Origin of the sequence: Nocardia salmonicida NBRC 13393 (assembly GCF_001613085.1) — a bacterium.
Classification (GTDB): Bacteria; Actinomycetota; Actinomycetes; order Mycobacteriales; family Mycobacteriaceae; genus Nocardia; species Nocardia salmonicida.
This window is the reverse complement of sequence record NZ_BDBR01000002.1, coordinates 507,116-522,933: the sequence shown is the minus strand read 5'-3', so window position 1 is coordinate 522,933 and position 15,818 is coordinate 507,116. Positions and strand designations below refer to the sequence as shown.

Here is a 15,818-nt window from a genome sequence, read left to right as displayed (position 1 = left end):
TACCTTCGAAACATGACTTCCACAATTTCTGACACCACGTCCAGCACCGACCGGGTCGCACTGGCTCGCGAGATCGGTGAAACCCTGCGTCTCGAGGTCCCCGAACGGGACCGCACCGGTGAGATCTCCGTCGCCGCGTTCGACCGGTTGCGGTCGAGCGGTCTGTCGGCAGCGCTCGTGCCGGTCGAGTTCGGCGGCGGGGGTGCCTCCCATCAGGAGATGGGGCAGATCCTGCGCGAACTCGGCAGCCACGATCCGTCGACAGCTGTCGCGTTCGCGATGCATTCGCACCTGGTGGCCGCGCAGGTGTGGCGGCACAACCATGGGGTGGACGCTTCGGCGGTGTTCGCGAAGGTGGCAGGCGGGGCGATCCTGGTCAGCACCGGGGCCTCGGATTGGGTCGAGTCCAACGGGCAGGCGGTGCGCGTCGACGGTGGGTATCGGGTGAGTGCGCGCAAGGCGCCCTCGAGTGGGTGTGAGGTGGGCGACGTGCTCGTCACCAGCGTTCGCTACGACGACGAGGTGCTGCATTTCGCCATCCCGTTGTCTGCCGCGGGGGTGAGCATCGACAAGACCTGGGATTCGTTCGGTCTCCGCGCGAGTGGCTCGCACACCGTCGTCCTCGACGACGTCTTCGTGCCCGACGCCGCGATCTCGATGACCCGCCCCGCCGGTCCGTGGCCGCCGGTGCTGAATGTGGTGATCGGCGCCGCCCTTCCCCTGGTACTGGCCGCCTATCTCGGCGTCGCGGACGCAGCCGTCGATCTCACCGCGCACCTGCTGGCGGGCCGTTCCGAGGCCCACACGATCCAGTCGGCCGGTGAAATGCTCAACGCCTACACCACCGCCGAGGACCTCATCACCGCCATGTTCACCGACTCCGAGAACCTGAACTTCCCCAACACCGACACCTACGCCGCCCGCACCCTCAGCCGCAAGACCGTCGCGTCCGACGCCCTGATCACCACCGTCCGACTGGCAATCGAAACCACCGGCGGCGCAGGCTATTCCCGCGCCTGCGACCTCGAACGCCTCTACCGCGACATCCACGGCTGCCAATTCCACCCCCTGCCCCGTGCCAAACAGACCCGCTTCAGCGGGCGAGTTCTGTTGGGGCACAACCCCCTCGGCTGAGGTGACGGGTCATCCGTGGTGGATGGCCCCTCGGCTACCCGTACAGGTGGTCCGAGACGGTCGGGTCGTTGGCCAGCACATAGTCGACGACACTCCAGAACTCCGGAAGGCGAGGGTGGACCAAACCGTCCGCACGCGAGAGCACCACACCGTGGACGTCATCGGCTGATCCGTCCAAGCAGGCCTGGACCAGGGTCGCCGCAGGGTTCGGATTGTTCTGCACCGGCCCGACCCGGCAACCGAAAGTCACGTGATCGTCGGCGGTGTCGGAATCCCAGGTGCCCAGGATGACGTCGATCCAGGTGTCATGGGCCTGACCCGTGTGGTGGTAGCTGTTGGCGAAGTACGCCGCGTAAGCGATCCCATCGCGGGTGATCATGTTCCAAGTGCGCTCGATCGGCTTGTCGCAACAGGGGCATTCGTACCGCGCGAACTGGCGCTCGTCCAGATCGGCCGCGAGTTCGGTGGTTTCCATGTCAGGCAGCCGCCGGGGTCGGTCGGTTCGCGAGGTGCGAAATGGCCCGCTCGCGACCGGTTCGGTCGGGCATGCACACGTTTTCGGCGGCGAATTCCGCCGCCCGAGACCGCAGAAGATCTTGATTCACCGCCATATGATCCGCTATAGCGACGAATTTCGCATAGTCGACAGTACACCGACATGATTCAATCACCGGGTGTTGATGTTCGCGCAACTGTGGTGGCCGCTGACCTAGCGGCTGACCGAGTTGTGCTCGGCCGCCCCCAAGCGGCCGAATCTGTCGTGAAGACAGCTGTTCCGGCCTCCGTGGCGGTCCCGGAAACAGGAGGACGACCATGATCGACAACGACAAGTCCGCGGGAACCGGCGGGTTCGGCGAGATTCTCGTCAGCTCTCGCTCCCTCGGCGAGTACCAGGCGATGTTCGCGCTCACCGACGACGACCTCGGGCGCCGAATTCTGGACTGTCCGGGCGGTGCGGCAGGATTCGCCGCCGAAGTCATGGAACGCGGCGGTGATGTCACTGCCTGCGACACAGCCTATTTCGACAACGGCGTCGAACGTGTGGCTGCCACCGCGGTCGCCGAAGCAGACCGCGGCAACGAATACGTTCGCCAGCACGCCGACGCCTACCGCTGGACATTCTTCGCCGACCCCGACGAACACCGACGCGCCCGTCGCGAGTCGGCCCAACATTTCGCCACCCACACCCGCACGTCCCCCGAGTGCTACATCCCGGCCCGTCTCCCCACACTCCCGTTCGCCGACAACACCTTCGACCTCGCCCTGAGCTCACACCTGCTCTTCAGCTACGCCGACGACCTGGACTACACCTTCCACCACCAGTCGATCATCGAGTTGGCACGGGTCGCCACGACCGAAGTCCGACTGTTTCCCTTGACGCCCATCGGTTCGTCGGCCCGGTACCCGCAGCTCGATCAGTTGCTCGCGGATCTGTCGTACTCCGGTATCCGGGGCCGAATCGTGGAGGTCGAATACGAGTTCCAGGCGGGCGCACACGAGATGCTGGTCTGCCAGGTGCCGACCTAGTCGGCGCGCTCATCGGCGGCTACCGTCAAATGTGTGAGTGACACGCAGTGGAAGATCCTCGGCGAGCATCTGGTGGACGAGAACCGCCACATCCAACTCAAAACCGTCGATATCGAGCTTCCCGACGGTGTGAGGTTCACGCAGTACGTCGCGAAGATGCCGCGGTGCGCGATGACGTTGGTACTCAACCGATCCCGTGAGGTGCTGCTCATGCGGCGCCACCGGTTCATCATCGATCAGTGGGTGTGGGAAGTCCCCGGTGGCTATGTCGACGGTGCGGAGGATGTCGCCGCGGCAGCGGCCCGGGAGGTGGAGGAGGAGACCGGCTGGCGGCCGACGTCGATGGAGCATCTCGTCACCTACCAGCCCGCGATCGGCACACTCGACCAGCCGCAGGAGATCTACCTCGCACGCGGTGCCGAGCCCACCGGCGCGGCGCCCGACATCAACGAAGCGGTCGAGGTCCGGTGGTTCTCCCTACGCGAGGCAGAGGCGATGATCAGTCGCGGCGAGATCGTCGGCGCGGCGACCGTAGTCGGGATCTACCGGGCGCTGGCGCTCGCCTGAGTTCTTACCCGCTGACGGAATTCCGCCACTTCGGGGATCGTGTCGTGGGGTGCGAGGCGGGCACGGACATCACGCAAGTACGCGCCGGTCCGCTTCGACTCCACCTCGCCGGCCAGCTCGAGTGCCTGGTCGCCGATATTGACAGCTTCGCGAGGGTCGTCGGCTGCGAGGCTGGACGCGAGTAAACACAGATTGAACGCGCGCCCACGCAGGTATCCCTCGCTCATGTTCAGCGAATCGAATGCCAACTCCGACGCCCGCTTGTGGTCACCCAGGTCGCGGAAGCAGTGCGCCGTGATGGCCGACATGTACGCGGTATCGAGGTAACTGAGCCACCTCGGTCGATGCGGGTCTGCGCGACCGAATGCCCGCTCAGCTGATGCCAGGGTGGTGGTGCAGGTCGACCGGTCGAAGCGGGCGGCATGGCCATGGGCTTCCACCATCAGACACCCGGCCTCCAAGGTCGGCGAACCCGCGGTTCGGGCAGCTCTGCCGACGCTGCGTACAGGCGGCGCCCGACATCCTCGGTGTAGGTGCCGTGCAGCATCGGCGCGACAGACGTGTGCAGATAATGCACGACAGTGGAGCGGATACGCCCGCCACCGACCCGGTTATCCAGTTCGACGAACGCCGTGGTCATCGTCCGGACCGCATCGACATCTGCCTGGCCGATCCGGCGGTACCCGGTCGAGGACACCGGGTGCTCAGGTCCAGGCAGTGTCAACCATCGCATTGTCGCAGCCGGGTAGACCGCAACGGCATAGGCAGAGTCGCGCAGGAACCTCCTGCATTCGACGTCACTGCGCCACAGGGCGGTCGCGGCGGCAGTGGCCTCGGCGAGCGACAAGGAAAATTCCAAACCGAGGTCGGCTGACTCGGATCCTGTCATCCCGCAGTCGGCGGACGTGATTCGGCGACCGGTCAACTCGCTCATCACGTCCGCGATGAGCGAGGGCGCGGGTGGAATGGGCTGCTCACCCGCGAGCCACCGTCCGACCGAGGTGTGGTCGTAGGCGAGGTCGACGCCCACCGTGCGACCACGTTCGACAACGCGTCGGGCCAGACTCTTTCGGAGCACGCCCGTCTCGTCGACGAGTTCCTGCAGCTGGCGGTTGGGTTGCTTCGGGTGGCGTCCCATCTATGGAGTGTGGCACCGGGTGAACGCCGTAGCCAGGAATTCCCTCTCGCGCACACCCCCTCTGCACACATCCGCCCCGGACACGCGCCTTCCGCATTGGCGTCCGCCACGGTGTGCTTGGTTTCGGCCCAGCAACCCTGGAGCCTGCCGATCCAACGATGGGGCCACCGTGAACGTTCTCTTGTTCTGCAACCGCGACCCTGGTCCACTCACGGCCGAAAATGCACACAAAGTGATGCAAATCCACTTGGAGTGTGAGGTCGACACCTGCCGCGCTCGTCGACGCGCCCGGAATACGTTGGTCGAGCTGAAGCGGATGGTGCTCGACGAGCGGGCTCAGCAAGCGAGATCTTGACGATGGTCGTCAACTCCCCGGCGCTGACGAGGTGCGAGACCATGATCCTCGCCGCTGTTGTCCTGTGGGACAAGCCGATCGCTGGTTGCACATCGGAGGATCTCGTGAAGGCTCTGCAGCACAACCGGTTTCGCACCGAGCAGTATCTGGGACAACTTCATGCCAAGGGGATGATTCGTCGTCGACACGGGCAGCGGACCGACCGATGGTGGCCGACCGCGCGAGGCATCAGCGCCCTGGAACTACCGGAATGAAGCCCCCGTGCTGGGACATCACCCGGTTCAGCGCGGCATCTCGCTGGGGTGCTCGGTTCGTTGAGTGTGGTGGTCCAACAGTTTCGACAGCAACTTCGTCAGGTTTTCTCGTTCCGGGGGAGACAGCGGTTCGAGGAGTTCTTCTTGGCTTTGGGCGAGTTGTTTTTCCAGGCGGCGCAGTTGGCGTTTGCCCGGGGTGGTGAGGGAGATGACGTTGCGGCGGCGGTCGGTGGGGTCGGGGGTGCGTTCGACGAGGTTGTGGTCGGCGAGTTCGTTGATGGTGGCGACCATGTCGCTGACGTGGATGCCACTGCGGCGGCCGAGGGTGGCTTGGCTGGCGGGGCCGAATTCGTCGAGGCTGGACAGGAGGCGGTAGTGGTAGCCGCGGGCGTCGGCGGCGGCGAAACCTTCGGTGACCAGGCGGTGGGCGTGGTTGCCGGTTTGGGTGAGTAGCCAGGTGGGCAGGGTTGCCCACCTGGCGGGGGTCGGCTCTGGTGGGTGTTCCATGTGACAACTCTAACAAATCGTTTGTGTGACCAACGATCGCGATATCGTTGGTCACACAAACGTTAGTCGCCCAAACATTGGGCCGACAGAGGAGTCGAGACCATGATCGAACCGTTCCGCGTCGACATCCCGCAAGCAGATATCGACGACCTCAACAACCGGCTCGCCCGCACCCGCTGGCCCAACGAAATCGCCGACGCCGGCTGGGACTACGGCTTCCCCCTGGCGCGGTTGAAGGAACTCGCCGAATACTGGCGCACCGGCTACGACTGGCGAGCGCACGAGGCGAAACTCAACGAACTGGCGCACTTCACCACCGAAATCGACGGCCAGAACATCCATTTCGTCCACGTCCGTTCCCCGAAGCCGGACGCGCTCGCGCTGATTCTCACCCACGGCTGGCCCGGCTCGTTCCTCGAATTCCTCGACGTGATCGAACCGCTCTCGCGCGACTTCCACCTGGTGATCCCGTCCATCCCGGGCTACGGCTTCTCCGGTCCGACCCATGAACGCGGCTGGGATATCGTCCGCGTCGCGCGCGCCTGGGCCGAGTTGATGCGTCGGCTCGGCTACGAGCGCTACGGCGCGCAGGGTGGCGACTTCGGTTCGGGAATCTCCCAGTCACTGGGGGCTCTGGCGCCCGAGAACGTTGTCGGTGTCCACGTCAACTACCTGCCGACCCGACCGAATCCGGAGGTCGAACTCTCCGGCACCGACGAAGCGCGACTCGACAAGGTCAAACAGCTCATGGCCAATCGCGCGCCCTACCAAGCACTACAAGCCGCCACCCCACAGACCATCGGCTACGCGCTCACCGATTCACCCGTCGGCCAACTCGCCTGGATCGCCGAACGCTTCGCGCAGTGGACCGACCCGCGCTCGCCGATCAGCGACGACCGGATGCTCACCGACATCTCCCTGTACTGGCTCACCGCCACCGCGGCCTCTTCGGCGCGACTGCATCGGGAGTCTTCGCGCGGGAGCGAGCCGTGCCCGGTGCCCGTTGGCGTCGCGGTATTCGCCCATGACATCACCCAATCGGTGCGCCCGCTGGCCGAGCAGCTCTACGACATCAGGCACTGGTCGGAATTCGACCGTGGCGGTCACTTCGCCGCGATGGAGGTGCCGGACCTACTCGCCGCAGACATCAGGGAGTTCTTCCTGCACAACATCAAGTGAGATCGGCGCGGAAAGTTGACAACAGGTGTCAAGTTATGGGTCGAGGATGGGTTCGCTGGTTGATGCACAACTAAGAGATAAGGGACCTCCTTGCGTGAAACTTCAGAAGATCTCGCAGAGCTTCAGGCGCTTCTCGACGCCTCGCTGTCCAGCGCGACCTCGCACCTTCGCTCGATCATCGATGGTGAGAACACGCTGACCGCAGAGCAGCTCGCCCAGACCCTCACGGGCATGTGCACGCTCGCTCTGTCCACGGTGACGGCGAAGGGCGAACCGCGGATCAGTGCCGTGGACGGACACTTCCTGCACGGACGGTGGCACTTCGGTACGGCGCGCCACGCCGCGAAGGCGCGCCACCTCGCAGCGCGACCGGCCGCCAGCGTCGCGCACCTGCGCGGTGAGGACTTGGGCGTGTTCACGCACGGCACGGTCGAGGTCCTCAATCCGCTGGGTGGCGAGCCTTGCGCGGAGTGGCCGCAACTGCTCGCGTACTTCCAAGACTTCTACGGCGACGACGCCTTCGACTGGGACAGCGAGGTGGTCTATTACCGGCTGCGTCCGCACTGGATGACCGTCTACGCACCCGACATCACCAGACTCGCTACCTGACCGCGGGGCATCTGTAGCTCCGCTGAAAACTCAGGGTTGCGCTATACGTATACATCTACTTATAGTGAGAGCACGCAATGTACGTATACATCTACGTATAGCCTTCGCAACTTAGGAGTACAGATGCCTACTTTCCAGACGTCGCAGCCGATCGCCGTCACCGTTGATGTGGCCTGCGGTGATGTCACCGTGGTCGCCGCCGACCGAGCCGACGCTGTTGTGGACGTCCGACCGGCCGACGCGTCCAGCAAAGCGGATGTGCGTGCCGCCGAACAGATTCAGGTCGAATTCGCCGGCGGCAAGCTGACGGTCGAGTCTCCCAGGAAGTGGAAGGCCTTCACCCCGTTCGGCGGCAACCCGACGGTCTCGGTGACGGTCGAGGTGCCGATCGGCTCCGTGCTCGACGCGACCGTCGCCATGGGTCGACTGGTCAGTGTCGGCGAATTCGACCGGTGCGAGCTCGAGGTTTCCGCCGGCGACATCGTGGTCGAGCGCCCGGGCGGCTCGGTGACCGCGAAGACCGCCAAGGGCAACATCCGCGTCGACGAGGCCGCGCGCGGGGTGCTCCGACTGGAGACCTCGATGGGCGATCTCGAGGTGGGGATCCGGCCGGGCAGTGCGGCGCGGCTGGAGACCAACGCGCTGCACGGCAGCGTGCAGAACCGGATGGAACCCGTGAACCCCTCGCGGGGGAGCGGAGATTCTGTGCAGGTCTTCGCGCGCAACCTCTACGGGAACGTCACCGTGGGGCACGGAACTCTCGTGTAGCGAAGGCCAGAACTATTGCGCCCGAAGCCATTCACGTGTGACCTTCATTGCCCTGAGCGATGATCGCCTGACCGACCGGCAGCACATGATGGGCCTCGAGCGCTCCGCAACTGGTGCGACAGCCGCCGACCACCCCCTGGTGGTCGGCGGCTGTTTTGTCGTCCGCGCAGGAGCTTGTGTCATCGGTTGAACGCGCCGGCGTCCGCGGCGAGCGCGGCACTGGTGGCCGCGCGGGCGGGCAGGCGGGGGTCAGCCGGAGCGCGCAGGAGAACCAACTGGTGGTAGATCGGTGCGGTCGCGGCGATCAGGAGGGCGTGCGCGTCGATATCGGGTGGAAGCTCGCCGCGCTGGATCGCGCGCTCGACGATGACCTCGGACTGGGCGTAGCGGTCGTCCCATAAACGCCGCAGAGCTCCGGCGGCTTCCTCGGAACGGAACGACGCGGCGATCAGCGCCACCGCGAGCGACGGCTCCTCGACCAGGGAAGCCTGGATCTCGTGGTTGAGCGCCGCGAGATCGCCGCGCAGCGAGCCGGTGTCGCGAGGGCTCCATTGCTGGTCACTCGCCGCATCGAAGAGGTCGGCGAGCAGACCGCCGACGTCTTGCCAGCGGCGATACACCGTGGCTCGGTGCACGCCCGCCCGGGCCGCGACGGCGTCCATGCTGAGCGCGTCGAAGCCGTGTTCGGCCAACTCCGCGGTGACGGCGTCGAGCACCTGGGTTCGGATGCGGGCGGTTCTGCCACCCGGGCGGGGGCGCGCCGGGGGAGCGGGCTCGGAGGTCTCCGGTTCGGATCTCATTGTCGGCCATCCGATTGCTTGACGAGGTAGGGCTGTCGACGTAGCTTAGTGCGACAATTGTCGTATTAACAACGGTGGGTGTGCGACCTCCACCGGCGTCCGATAGCGCACCCGCCGAAGGAGTTTCGCTGTGCCCCACGAATCCGCACCTGTTCCCGCAGACCCGACGGTGTTGCACCCGATGCCCGAGCAACCGCGAGTCGTGCTGCTGAAGCCGCTGATCACCTCACCCCTCATCGAGGTCGGCGAGTACTCCTACTACGACGACCCCGATGAGCCGACCTCGTTCGAAACTCGCAACGTCCTCTACCACTACGGGCCGGAGAAACTGATCATCGGAAAGTTCTGTGCGCTGGGCACCGGAACGCGGTTCATCATGAACGGCGCCAACCACCGGATGGACGGACCGTCGACCTTCCCGTTTCCCACCATGGGCGGCTCCTGGTCGAACCACTTCGACCTGCTCACCGGACTGCCGATCCGAGGTGACACCGTGGTCGGCAACGATGTCTGGTTCGGCAACGGCGTGACGGTGATGCCCGGCGTGCGGATCGGCCACGGCGCGATCATCAGCACCGGCTCCGTCGTCACCCGCGATGTCCCCGACTACGGCATCGTCGGCGGAAATCCGGCCAACCTCATCAAAACCCGATACAGCGACGGCGATATCGCCCGACTGCTGGCAGTGGCGTGGTGGGACTGGCCCGCCGAGCACATCACCGCACACGTGCCGACGATCATGTCGGGCAGCATCGACGACCTGGAAGCCGCCGCCGAATCTTTGAAATGAGTGAAATGCCCTCTCGCCCAGCACATATCGCGATGGTCGGCATCCCCATCGTCAGCCATGTCCTGCCGAGCCTCGAGATCATCCGTGAGCTGGTGGCCCGTGGCCATCGCGTCACCTACGCCAACGACCCGGCCGTAACGGACTTGATCACCGCAACCGGTGCCGAGCTGATCCCGTGCACCTCGACGCTGCCGGTGGCCGACAACAACTGGCCCGACGACCCTGTCGCGGCGATGAACCTGTTCCTCGACAATGCCCTGCTCGCCCTCCCACAATTGCACGCGGCCTACGACCACGACCCCGCGGCACAGCTGCGACAGCTGCCGGGCGCCGACGCCTACCAGGCGAGGTTCGCGCAGTGGCTAGCCGATTGCGGTGCCGCAACCACCGATGTCGACGACTTCTCCGGCCTGCCCGACAAGGCCGTAGCGCTGATCCCGCGAGCGATGCAACCGCATGCCGACCACGTCGACTCCGGCACAGTCACTTTCGTCGGCCCCTGCTTCGACACCCGCGAGTCAGCGGGTTGGGTCCGCCCCGAACACGCGGAGAAGGTCTTGCTGATCTCCCTGGGATCGGCCTACACCCACCAACCGGAGTTCTACCGCCAGTGCCTCCAGGCTTTCGGTGACCTACCCGGCTGGCATGTGGTCCTGCAGATCGGCAAACACACCGACCCCCACGAGCTCGGCGACATCGCAGCCAATGTCGAAGTGCACTCCTGGGTTCCCCAGCGGGCGATCCTGGAACGGGCCGACGCCTTCGTCACCCACGCCGGTATGGGTGGCTGCGGCGAAGGGCTGCTGGCTGGTGTCCCGATGATCGCTGTGCCCCAGGGCGCCGAGCAGTTCATGAACGCGGACCGTCTCGTCGAACTGGGCGTAGCTCGCCGCATCGACACCGCGGAAGCCACCGCCCACAACCTCCGCTCAGCCCTGAACGATCTGATCGGCGATCCCGAGGTCGCCCGCCGCTCAGCGCAACTGCGCACCCGAGCACACGCCGAAGGCGGGACCATCCGTGCCGCCGATCTCATCGAAAACATGCTGGTCTGAGACATCTGTCCCTGTTGTGCAAATAGATGTTTTATGGCTCCCGCGACCTGCGGTTAGCGTCGAATTCATGGATTGGAATTTCGCGTCGGCTGAAGAACTCCTGACCGCTTTGCGTGCCGGTGAGGTGACATCGGTGGAACTGACCGAGGAGGCGATCGCCCGGATCGAGCGTGACGACGAGGCGATCAACGCGATCTGTGTGCGGGACTTCGATCGTGCTCGGGTCGCCGCGCGTCGTGCCGATCAGGCGCGTGTGGGTGGTGAGGATCGGCCGCTGCTCGGTGTTCCGGTGACGGTCAAGGAGTCCTACAACATGGCTGGGCTGCCCACGACCTGGGGCGTGCCGCACAACAAGGACTATGTTCCTGCCGAGGACGCGATTCAGGTGTCGCGGCTGGAAGCCGCCGGGGCGGTGATGCTCGGCAAGACCAATGTGCCTTTAGGGCTGCGAGATGTGCAGAGCTTCAACGAGATCTACGGCACCACCAACAACCCGTGGGATCACAGCCGGACGCCGGGTGGATCTTCCGGCGGATCATCGGCGGCACTGGCGTCGGGATTCGGTGCGCTGTCCATCGGTTCCGACATCGGCGGTTCGCTGCGCACCCCCGCACATTTCTGCGGTATCTACGCGCACAAGCCGACACTCGGGCTGGCGGCGAATCGCGGAATGGTCTCGCCGCCCGCGCAGGCTTTGCCGGTCGACCTCGACCTCGCCGTTGTCGGTCCGATGGCGCGCACCGCCCGCGACCTCACGCTGCTCCTCGATGTCATGGCCGGGCCCGACCCACTGACGCTCGGTAAGGCCTACGAGTTGACGCTGCCGCCTTCACGCCATGAGCGGCTCCACGATTTCCGGGTTCTTGTCCTCGACGAGCATCCGCTCATCGGAACCGGGATCGCGGTACAAGCAGGGGTGAATCGGGTAGCCGACGCGCTCGTCGACAGCGGTGCCCGCGTCGAACGACACAGCGCGTTGCTGCCCGATCTGGCCGAGGCCGCGACGATCTATATGCAGTTGCTGTTCTCGGGCTCGGGCGCAGGGTTTCCCGTCGAAGCGTACGAACAACTTCGGACCCAGGCCGCGGAACTGAGCATCCACGACCAGAGTCTCGACGCGACGCGGTTGCGCGGCATAGTCTTCACCCACCGCGACTGGGTCGAGGCTAACAACCGCCGCGAACTCCACCGCCACGGCTGGCGCCAACTCTTCGCCGAGTTCGACGCCGTGGTGTGCCCGATCACCCCGACTCCCGCATTCCCCCATGACCACGATCCCGATCTGCTGGGACGCCGCATCGACATCGACGGCGTCGAATACCCCTACCTCGACCAGCTCGTCTGGGCCGGTCTGGCCACCATGCCCGGCCTACCCGCCACCGCCATCCCTACCGGCCTGTCACCCGAGGGGCTGCCGGTGGGAGTGCAGCTCGTCGGTCCGATGTTCGAAGACCGCACCCCGCTGCGGCTGGCCGAATTGCTGGAGCAGAAGATCGGCGGCTTCCGAGCACCCGTTCGTGAGTAGGTTCGAGACCATGGACAACGACGGACCCAGCCGGACCGCACTCATGACCGCCTACGCTCGCGCCTACCACCAGATCGCTGACAGGCCACTGATCCTCACCGACCCGATCGCGGCGCGTCTGCTCGGCGTCACCGCGGACGAACTGTCCGAATGGGCCGAGCCGACAGGTGATCGTCACGGTGGCCAGGCCGGCGATCGGTCGCGACGGCTGTTCTTCGCTGCTCGCGCCCGGTTCGCGGAGGACCGGGTGGCGACGGCAGTCGCTGCCGGGGTACGACAGGTCGTGTTGCTCGGCGCGGGCCTCGACACCTTCGCCTACCGCAACCCGCACCCGGACCTGCGAGTGTTCGAAGTCGACCACCCTGCTACCCAAGCGTGGAAACGCCAACGTCTCGTCGCGGCCGACATCGACCGCCCCGAGACGTTGACCTTCGTCCCAGTCGACTTCGAAACCCAGGTGCTGGCAAAGGAACTGGAGTCAGCTGGATTCATCCGGTCGGAGCCGGCCGTATTCGTGTGGCTCGGTGTGGTCTTCTATCTGACCCCGGGAGCCGCTCAGTCGACCCTCGACTACATCGCTGGTCAGGCAGAGCCGGTCGAGGTGATCCTCGACTACCTGCAACGGGCAGAGACCGACGCGGAGCGCGCGCACCTGAAGGCGCGCGCGGAGCGCCTGGCCGCTATCGGCGAGCCGCTGTTCAGCTACTTCACACCCGACGACATCGCCGCACAGTTGCACGCTCTCGGCTTCACCGACGTCGAAGATCACCCCGCCGCAGACCTCATCGACAGCTACCTGGACGGATCCGCGAAATTCGACGGCGAATCAGCCCAGGGCCTGCGCGCTAGCCGGATGCTGCGGGCGACGAAGCGGTCATAGACGCTGGTGGAAGTGCCAACGATGTCCCGACAGACCAGCGTCATCGTGGACCGATCCCCTCATGCAATGTCGCTGCCGAGGGCATATTCTCGCGGAACCCGGTGGAGAGATCGTCGAGCACATGGACCTGATAGCCCACGGTGCACAGGTCGTCGGGACGCGCGTACTTCTGCGCCGTCAGTGGTCCTTCGAGTGCGTGGATTGGAATCCGCTGGTACCAAGGACAAGTGAATACCGAAGCCGCCATCGAACCGGAAATCCGTACGGCTGCCGGAGTGGTACGCGGCCGACGGGAGGGCCTTCTCACCGTATTTCGGGGGATTCCCTATGCCGAGCCGCCAGTCGGCTCACACCGATTCCAGGCTCCCGTCCCGGTGCGGCAGTGGGAGGGGACCCGCGACGCATCGAAGTTCGGTCCGCCGGTTCCGCAAACCAGCCACACGGGCTCGGTGATGACGGCTGAATTCGGAAGTACCGCAGATGGTTCCGCCGATTGTCTAACGCTCAATGTATGGTCACCCGATCTCAGTGATGCCCGGCTTCCGGTAATGGTGTGGATCCACGGTGGCGCCTACCTGGAAGGCACCTCCGGCAACCCGGATGCCGACGGTGCGACGCTGGCCCAAGAGGGCGTGGTGATGGTCAGCATGAACTACCGCACCGGAGTGGAGGGTTTCGCTCACATCACCGGTGCTGTGGACAACCGGGGCATTCTCGACCAGGCCGCCGCCCTGCGATGGGTGCAGGACAACATCGCCGGTTTCGGTGGAGATCCGAGCAATGTCACCGTATGCGGCCAGTCCGCAGGCGCCGGATGCATCGCTGCCCTACTGGCGATGCCGACGTCGGCCGGGCTGTTTCGCCGTGCGATCGCGCAGAGCGTCCCGGGCACCTATTTCTCGTCACGGCTCGCCGGCGCGATCACCACGACGATCGCCGCAGAACTCGGTACTCGGGCCACTGTCGATGAAGCTGACAAGCAGCTGACCGTGACACTCGATCTCCTTGCACCCGCTCCGGACGGTGGGCGCGATTACCGCGCCGCATACCCCGATGCCACTGCGGCGCAGTTGGATGAAATCGTCAACGCCGACTGGCTGTTCAGGATGCCCAGCCTGCACCTCGCCAATGCTCAACACGCGGGCAACGGGAGAGCATGGACCTATGAACTCGGTTGGGGCTACAACCAGGAGCAGGACGCCTCACACAGTCTCGATTTTCTGCTCGTGTTCGGAACGCTCGACATCGACGATGTGCGCAACCACTCCGCCGTGTACCCGAACGCCGCCGGCGAAGCACCCGGCGTCTCCCGCGACATGCGCACCGACTGGGTCAATTTCGCGACCACCGGCGACCCTGGCTGGTCGACCTATGACCCGCATGCGCGAATCACCCGTGTCTACAACGCCGAACCGACCACCCAGCCCTACCCCGAGGAGAATTCGCGCCGCATCTGGTCCGCCCACCAGTTCGACACGTTGGACATTCAGGGCACGCCCTAGTCGACCTGCCCGGTGGCGACCGAGGCTCGGGAGGTGAACCGAAAGACGATCGCGGCGGCTGCTCCGATGGTCGCCGCGGTGATTGCCGCCGTGGTCGGCCAGCCGAACCAGTCGACCGATGCCGCGCCGAAAGCAGTGCCGAGGCTTCCGCCGACGAAATACACCAGCATGTAGGCGCTGTTGAAGCGGGCGGGGGCTGTGGGATCGATCGCGAGAACGGTGCTCTGATTCGCCACCTGGGCGGCGAAGAGGCCGGCATCGAAGAGTGCCAGGCAGGCCAGCGTCACGACGAGGTCGGTGAGTGCGAACCCGGCGACGACCAACGACGCTGCTGCTATCGACAGACCGACCATGATCACGCGCCGGGCGCCCACTCGGTCGGTCCACGCGCCGGCTACCTGCGTCGCCAGAATCCCCGAAAGCCCGGCCAATGCGTAGAGGCCGATTCGTTCCGACGAGTACGAGAAGGGAGGCTGCGACAACGCAACGGCCAGACCTGCCCACGTCGCGCAGAACGCGAAGAACCACAGCGCGCCCGCGATGGCAGCGATCCGCAGTGTGGCGTGGCGCACGAGCAGGCCGGGAAGCGAACGCAGAGTCGCGAGGTAGCTTCGCTGTCCTGCGCCCCGACCGCCGGGCAACATCACCAGGCAGCATCCGGCGATGAGCGCGCAAGCGGCGGCGAACGTCAGAAGTGTTCCGCGCCAGCCGATCTCGTCGGCGAGCCAACCGCCGAAGATTCGGCCCGCCAGGATCCCCACCGAAATTCCGGCGGTCACGACACCGAGGGTTTTCGCGCGTCGACGCGGGGGAGCGAGCTTGCCCGCGACTGAGCTGAGGCTCGCTCCCACTGTCGAACACGTTCCGATCACCGCGGTCATCAGCGCCAACTGCCACCTATTACCGACTGCGGCACTGAGCGCCAGGGCAACCGCCAGCACTGCGAACTGAGTCCCGATCACCCTCCCGGGTGCGCACCGATCGACCAGTGGGACAAGCAGACCCAGACCTGCCATGTACCCGATCGGCCCGCACGCGAGGGCGAGTCCGACCACCGTGATCTGTAAACCCAAGGAATCGGCCACGTCCCCGATCGCAGGCTGCAGGGGGTAGATGGTGGAGGTCCCGAGCGCGGCCGCCAGCGCCATGAGCAGCACGACCGAACCCCGCAATCGGGTATCGGTGTGGATCTCGACGGCAGGATCTGTAGTCATATCGACCGACGGTA

At 65.4% G+C, this 15,818-nt stretch carries 17 protein-coding genes and 1 pseudogene; 12 read left to right on the top strand and 6 right to left on the bottom strand.

Annotation, left to right across the window (positions count from 1 at the left end):
• Window positions 1–12: 12 nt before the first annotated feature.
• Window positions 13–1,134: an acyl-CoA dehydrogenase family protein gene (locus NS1_RS03040; RefSeq protein WP_062981285.1), complete on the top strand. Its 1,122-nt coding sequence runs from the start codon at window positions 13–15 to the stop codon at window positions 1,132–1,134.
• A 34-nt stretch (window positions 1,135–1,168) separates the two neighbouring features.
• Here NS1_RS03040 and NS1_RS03035 read toward each other — a convergent pair whose 3' ends face one another.
• Window positions 1,169–1,609 (bottom strand): hypothetical protein, encoded by a 441-nt coding sequence (locus NS1_RS03035; protein WP_062981283.1) that lies wholly within the window; start codon window positions 1,607–1,609, stop codon window positions 1,169–1,171.
• Window positions 1,610–1,947: 338 nt separating this feature from the next.
• Between NS1_RS03035 and NS1_RS03030 the strand changes: the two genes are divergently transcribed.
• Window positions 1,948–2,661 (top strand): class I SAM-dependent methyltransferase, encoded by a 714-nt coding sequence (locus NS1_RS03030; RefSeq protein WP_062981281.1) that lies wholly within the window; start codon window positions 1,948–1,950, stop codon window positions 2,659–2,661.
• Between the two features lie 33 nt (window positions 2,662–2,694).
• Window positions 2,695–3,228, top strand: coding sequence for an NUDIX hydrolase (locus NS1_RS03025; RefSeq protein ID WP_062981279.1), 534 nt, complete (start codon window positions 2,695–2,697; stop codon window positions 3,226–3,228).
• Here the strand turns inward: NS1_RS03025 and NS1_RS41285 are convergent.
• Window positions 3,204–3,746: pseudogene (locus tag NS1_RS41285) on the bottom strand (NsdA family TPR-like regulatory protein); the annotation flags it as partial. The gene NS1_RS03025 and the pseudogene NS1_RS41285 sit on opposite strands and share 25 nt — an antisense overlap.
• Complete coding sequence (locus tag NS1_RS41280) at window positions 3,671–4,366, bottom strand: NsdA family TPR-like regulatory protein (protein WP_062981275.1); 696 nt, start codon at window positions 4,364–4,366, stop codon at window positions 3,671–3,673. The gene NS1_RS41280 and the pseudogene NS1_RS41285, both read right to left, overlap by 76 nt.
• Window positions 4,367–4,762: 396 nt before the next feature.
• Between NS1_RS41280 and NS1_RS03005 the strand changes: the two genes are divergently transcribed.
• Entirely contained in the window at window positions 4,763–4,975 is a 213-nt protein-coding gene (locus NS1_RS03005; RefSeq protein ID WP_157125071.1) for a hypothetical protein, read from the top strand.
• A gap of 27 nt (window positions 4,976–5,002) precedes the next feature.
• Here NS1_RS03005 and NS1_RS03000 read toward each other — a convergent pair whose 3' ends face one another.
• A complete protein-coding gene (locus NS1_RS03000; RefSeq protein WP_062981269.1) occupies window positions 5,003–5,482 on the bottom strand; it encodes a MarR family winged helix-turn-helix transcriptional regulator in 480 nt (159 codons plus the stop codon).
• Window positions 5,483–5,584: 102 nt separating this feature from the next.
• Between NS1_RS03000 and NS1_RS02995 the strand changes: the two genes are divergently transcribed.
• The 3 genes from NS1_RS02995 to NS1_RS02985 all read left to right on the top strand — a co-directional run bounded on the left by NS1_RS02995 (window position 5,585) and on the right by NS1_RS02985 (window position 8,038).
• A complete protein-coding gene (locus tag NS1_RS02995; protein WP_062981267.1) occupies window positions 5,585–6,661 on the top strand; it encodes an epoxide hydrolase family protein in 1,077 nt (358 codons plus the stop codon).
• Window positions 6,662–6,751: 90 nt separating this feature from the next.
• Window positions 6,752–7,270: a pyridoxamine 5'-phosphate oxidase family protein gene (locus NS1_RS02990; RefSeq protein ID WP_062981265.1), complete on the top strand. Its 519-nt coding sequence runs from the start codon at window positions 6,752–6,754 to the stop codon at window positions 7,268–7,270.
• 123 nt (window positions 7,271–7,393) lie between these two features.
• Window positions 7,394–8,038, top strand: coding sequence for a DUF4097 family beta strand repeat-containing protein (locus NS1_RS02985; RefSeq protein WP_062981263.1), 645 nt, complete (start codon window positions 7,394–7,396; stop codon window positions 8,036–8,038).
• A 179-nt stretch (window positions 8,039–8,217) separates the two neighbouring features.
• Here the strand turns inward: NS1_RS02985 and NS1_RS02980 are convergent, their stop codons facing one another.
• Window positions 8,218–8,838, bottom strand: a complete 621-nt coding sequence (locus NS1_RS02980) for a TetR/AcrR family transcriptional regulator (RefSeq protein ID WP_062981261.1) — start codon at window positions 8,836–8,838, stop codon at window positions 8,218–8,220.
• A 181-nt stretch (window positions 8,839–9,019) separates the two neighbouring features.
• Here NS1_RS02980 and NS1_RS02975 point away from each other — a divergent pair, with 181 nt between their 5' ends.
• From NS1_RS02975 to NS1_RS02955, 5 genes are all read left to right on the top strand, one after another.
• Window positions 9,020–9,628 carry a CatB-related O-acetyltransferase gene (locus NS1_RS02975; RefSeq protein ID WP_062981530.1) on the top strand — a complete coding sequence of 203 codons (609 nt, stop codon included), beginning with the start codon at window positions 9,020–9,022 and terminating at the stop codon, window positions 9,626–9,628.
• Window positions 9,625–10,683: a macrolide family glycosyltransferase gene (locus NS1_RS02970; RefSeq protein WP_063816048.1), complete on the top strand. Its 1,059-nt coding sequence runs from the start codon at window positions 9,625–9,627 to the stop codon at window positions 10,681–10,683. The genes NS1_RS02975 and NS1_RS02970 overlap by 4 nt, the downstream gene beginning before the upstream one ends.
• Window positions 10,684–10,750: 67 nt before the next feature.
• Complete coding sequence (locus NS1_RS02965; protein ID WP_062981259.1) at window positions 10,751–12,208, top strand: amidase; 1,458 nt, start codon at window positions 10,751–10,753, stop codon at window positions 12,206–12,208.
• Window positions 12,209–12,218: 10 nt separating this feature from the next.
• Window positions 12,219–13,088, top strand: a complete 870-nt coding sequence (locus NS1_RS02960; RefSeq protein WP_062981258.1) for a class I SAM-dependent methyltransferase — start codon at window positions 12,219–12,221, stop codon at window positions 13,086–13,088.
• A 140-nt stretch (window positions 13,089–13,228) separates the two neighbouring features.
• Window positions 13,229–14,590 (top strand): carboxylesterase/lipase family protein, encoded by a 1,362-nt coding sequence (locus NS1_RS02955; RefSeq protein ID WP_307618683.1) that lies wholly within the window; start codon window positions 13,229–13,231, stop codon window positions 14,588–14,590.
• Here the strand turns inward: NS1_RS02955 and NS1_RS02950 are convergent.
• Window positions 14,587–15,804 carry an MFS transporter gene (locus NS1_RS02950; protein ID WP_062981255.1) on the bottom strand — a complete coding sequence of 406 codons (1,218 nt, stop codon included), beginning with the start codon at window positions 15,802–15,804 and terminating at the stop codon, window positions 14,587–14,589. The genes NS1_RS02955 and NS1_RS02950 overlap by 4 nt on opposite strands.
• Between the last annotated feature and the right edge of the window lie 14 nt (window positions 15,805–15,818).

Coding starts and splice junctions, on each gene's coding strand:
- NS1_RS03030 (WP_062981281.1), top strand. CDS start 1,948: ATGATCGACAACGACAAGTCCGCGGGAACCGGCGGGTTCGGCGAGATT.
- NS1_RS41280 (WP_062981275.1), bottom strand. CDS start 4,366: ATGGGACGCCACCCGAAGCAACCCAACCGCCAGCTGCAGGAACTCGTC.
- NS1_RS02995 (WP_062981267.1), top strand. CDS start 5,585: ATGATCGAACCGTTCCGCGTCGACATCCCGCAAGCAGATATCGACGAC.
- NS1_RS02965 (WP_062981259.1), top strand. CDS start 10,751: ATGGATTGGAATTTCGCGTCGGCTGAAGAACTCCTGACCGCTTTGCGT.
- NS1_RS02975 (WP_062981530.1), top strand. CDS start 9,020: ATGCCCGAGCAACCGCGAGTCGTGCTGCTGAAGCCGCTGATCACCTCA.
- NS1_RS02985 (WP_062981263.1), top strand. CDS start 7,394: ATGCCTACTTTCCAGACGTCGCAGCCGATCGCCGTCACCGTTGATGTG.
- NS1_RS02970 (WP_063816048.1), top strand. CDS start 9,625: ATGAGTGAAATGCCCTCTCGCCCAGCACATATCGCGATGGTCGGCATC.
- NS1_RS02960 (WP_062981258.1), top strand. CDS start 12,219: ATGGACAACGACGGACCCAGCCGGACCGCACTCATGACCGCCTACGCT.
- NS1_RS02980 (WP_062981261.1), bottom strand. CDS start 8,838: ATGAGATCCGAACCGGAGACCTCCGAGCCCGCTCCCCCGGCGCGCCCC.
- NS1_RS02950 (WP_062981255.1), bottom strand. CDS start 15,804: ATGACTACAGATCCTGCCGTCGAGATCCACACCGATACCCGATTGCGG.
- NS1_RS03035 (WP_062981283.1), bottom strand. CDS start 1,609: ATGGAAACCACCGAACTCGCGGCCGATCTGGACGAGCGCCAGTTCGCG.
- NS1_RS03005 (WP_157125071.1), top strand. CDS start 4,763: ATGATCCTCGCCGCTGTTGTCCTGTGGGACAAGCCGATCGCTGGTTGC.
- NS1_RS03000 (WP_062981269.1), bottom strand. CDS start 5,482: ATGGAACACCCACCAGAGCCGACCCCCGCCAGGTGGGCAACCCTGCCC.
- NS1_RS03040 (WP_062981285.1), top strand. CDS start 13: ATGACTTCCACAATTTCTGACACCACGTCCAGCACCGACCGGGTCGCA.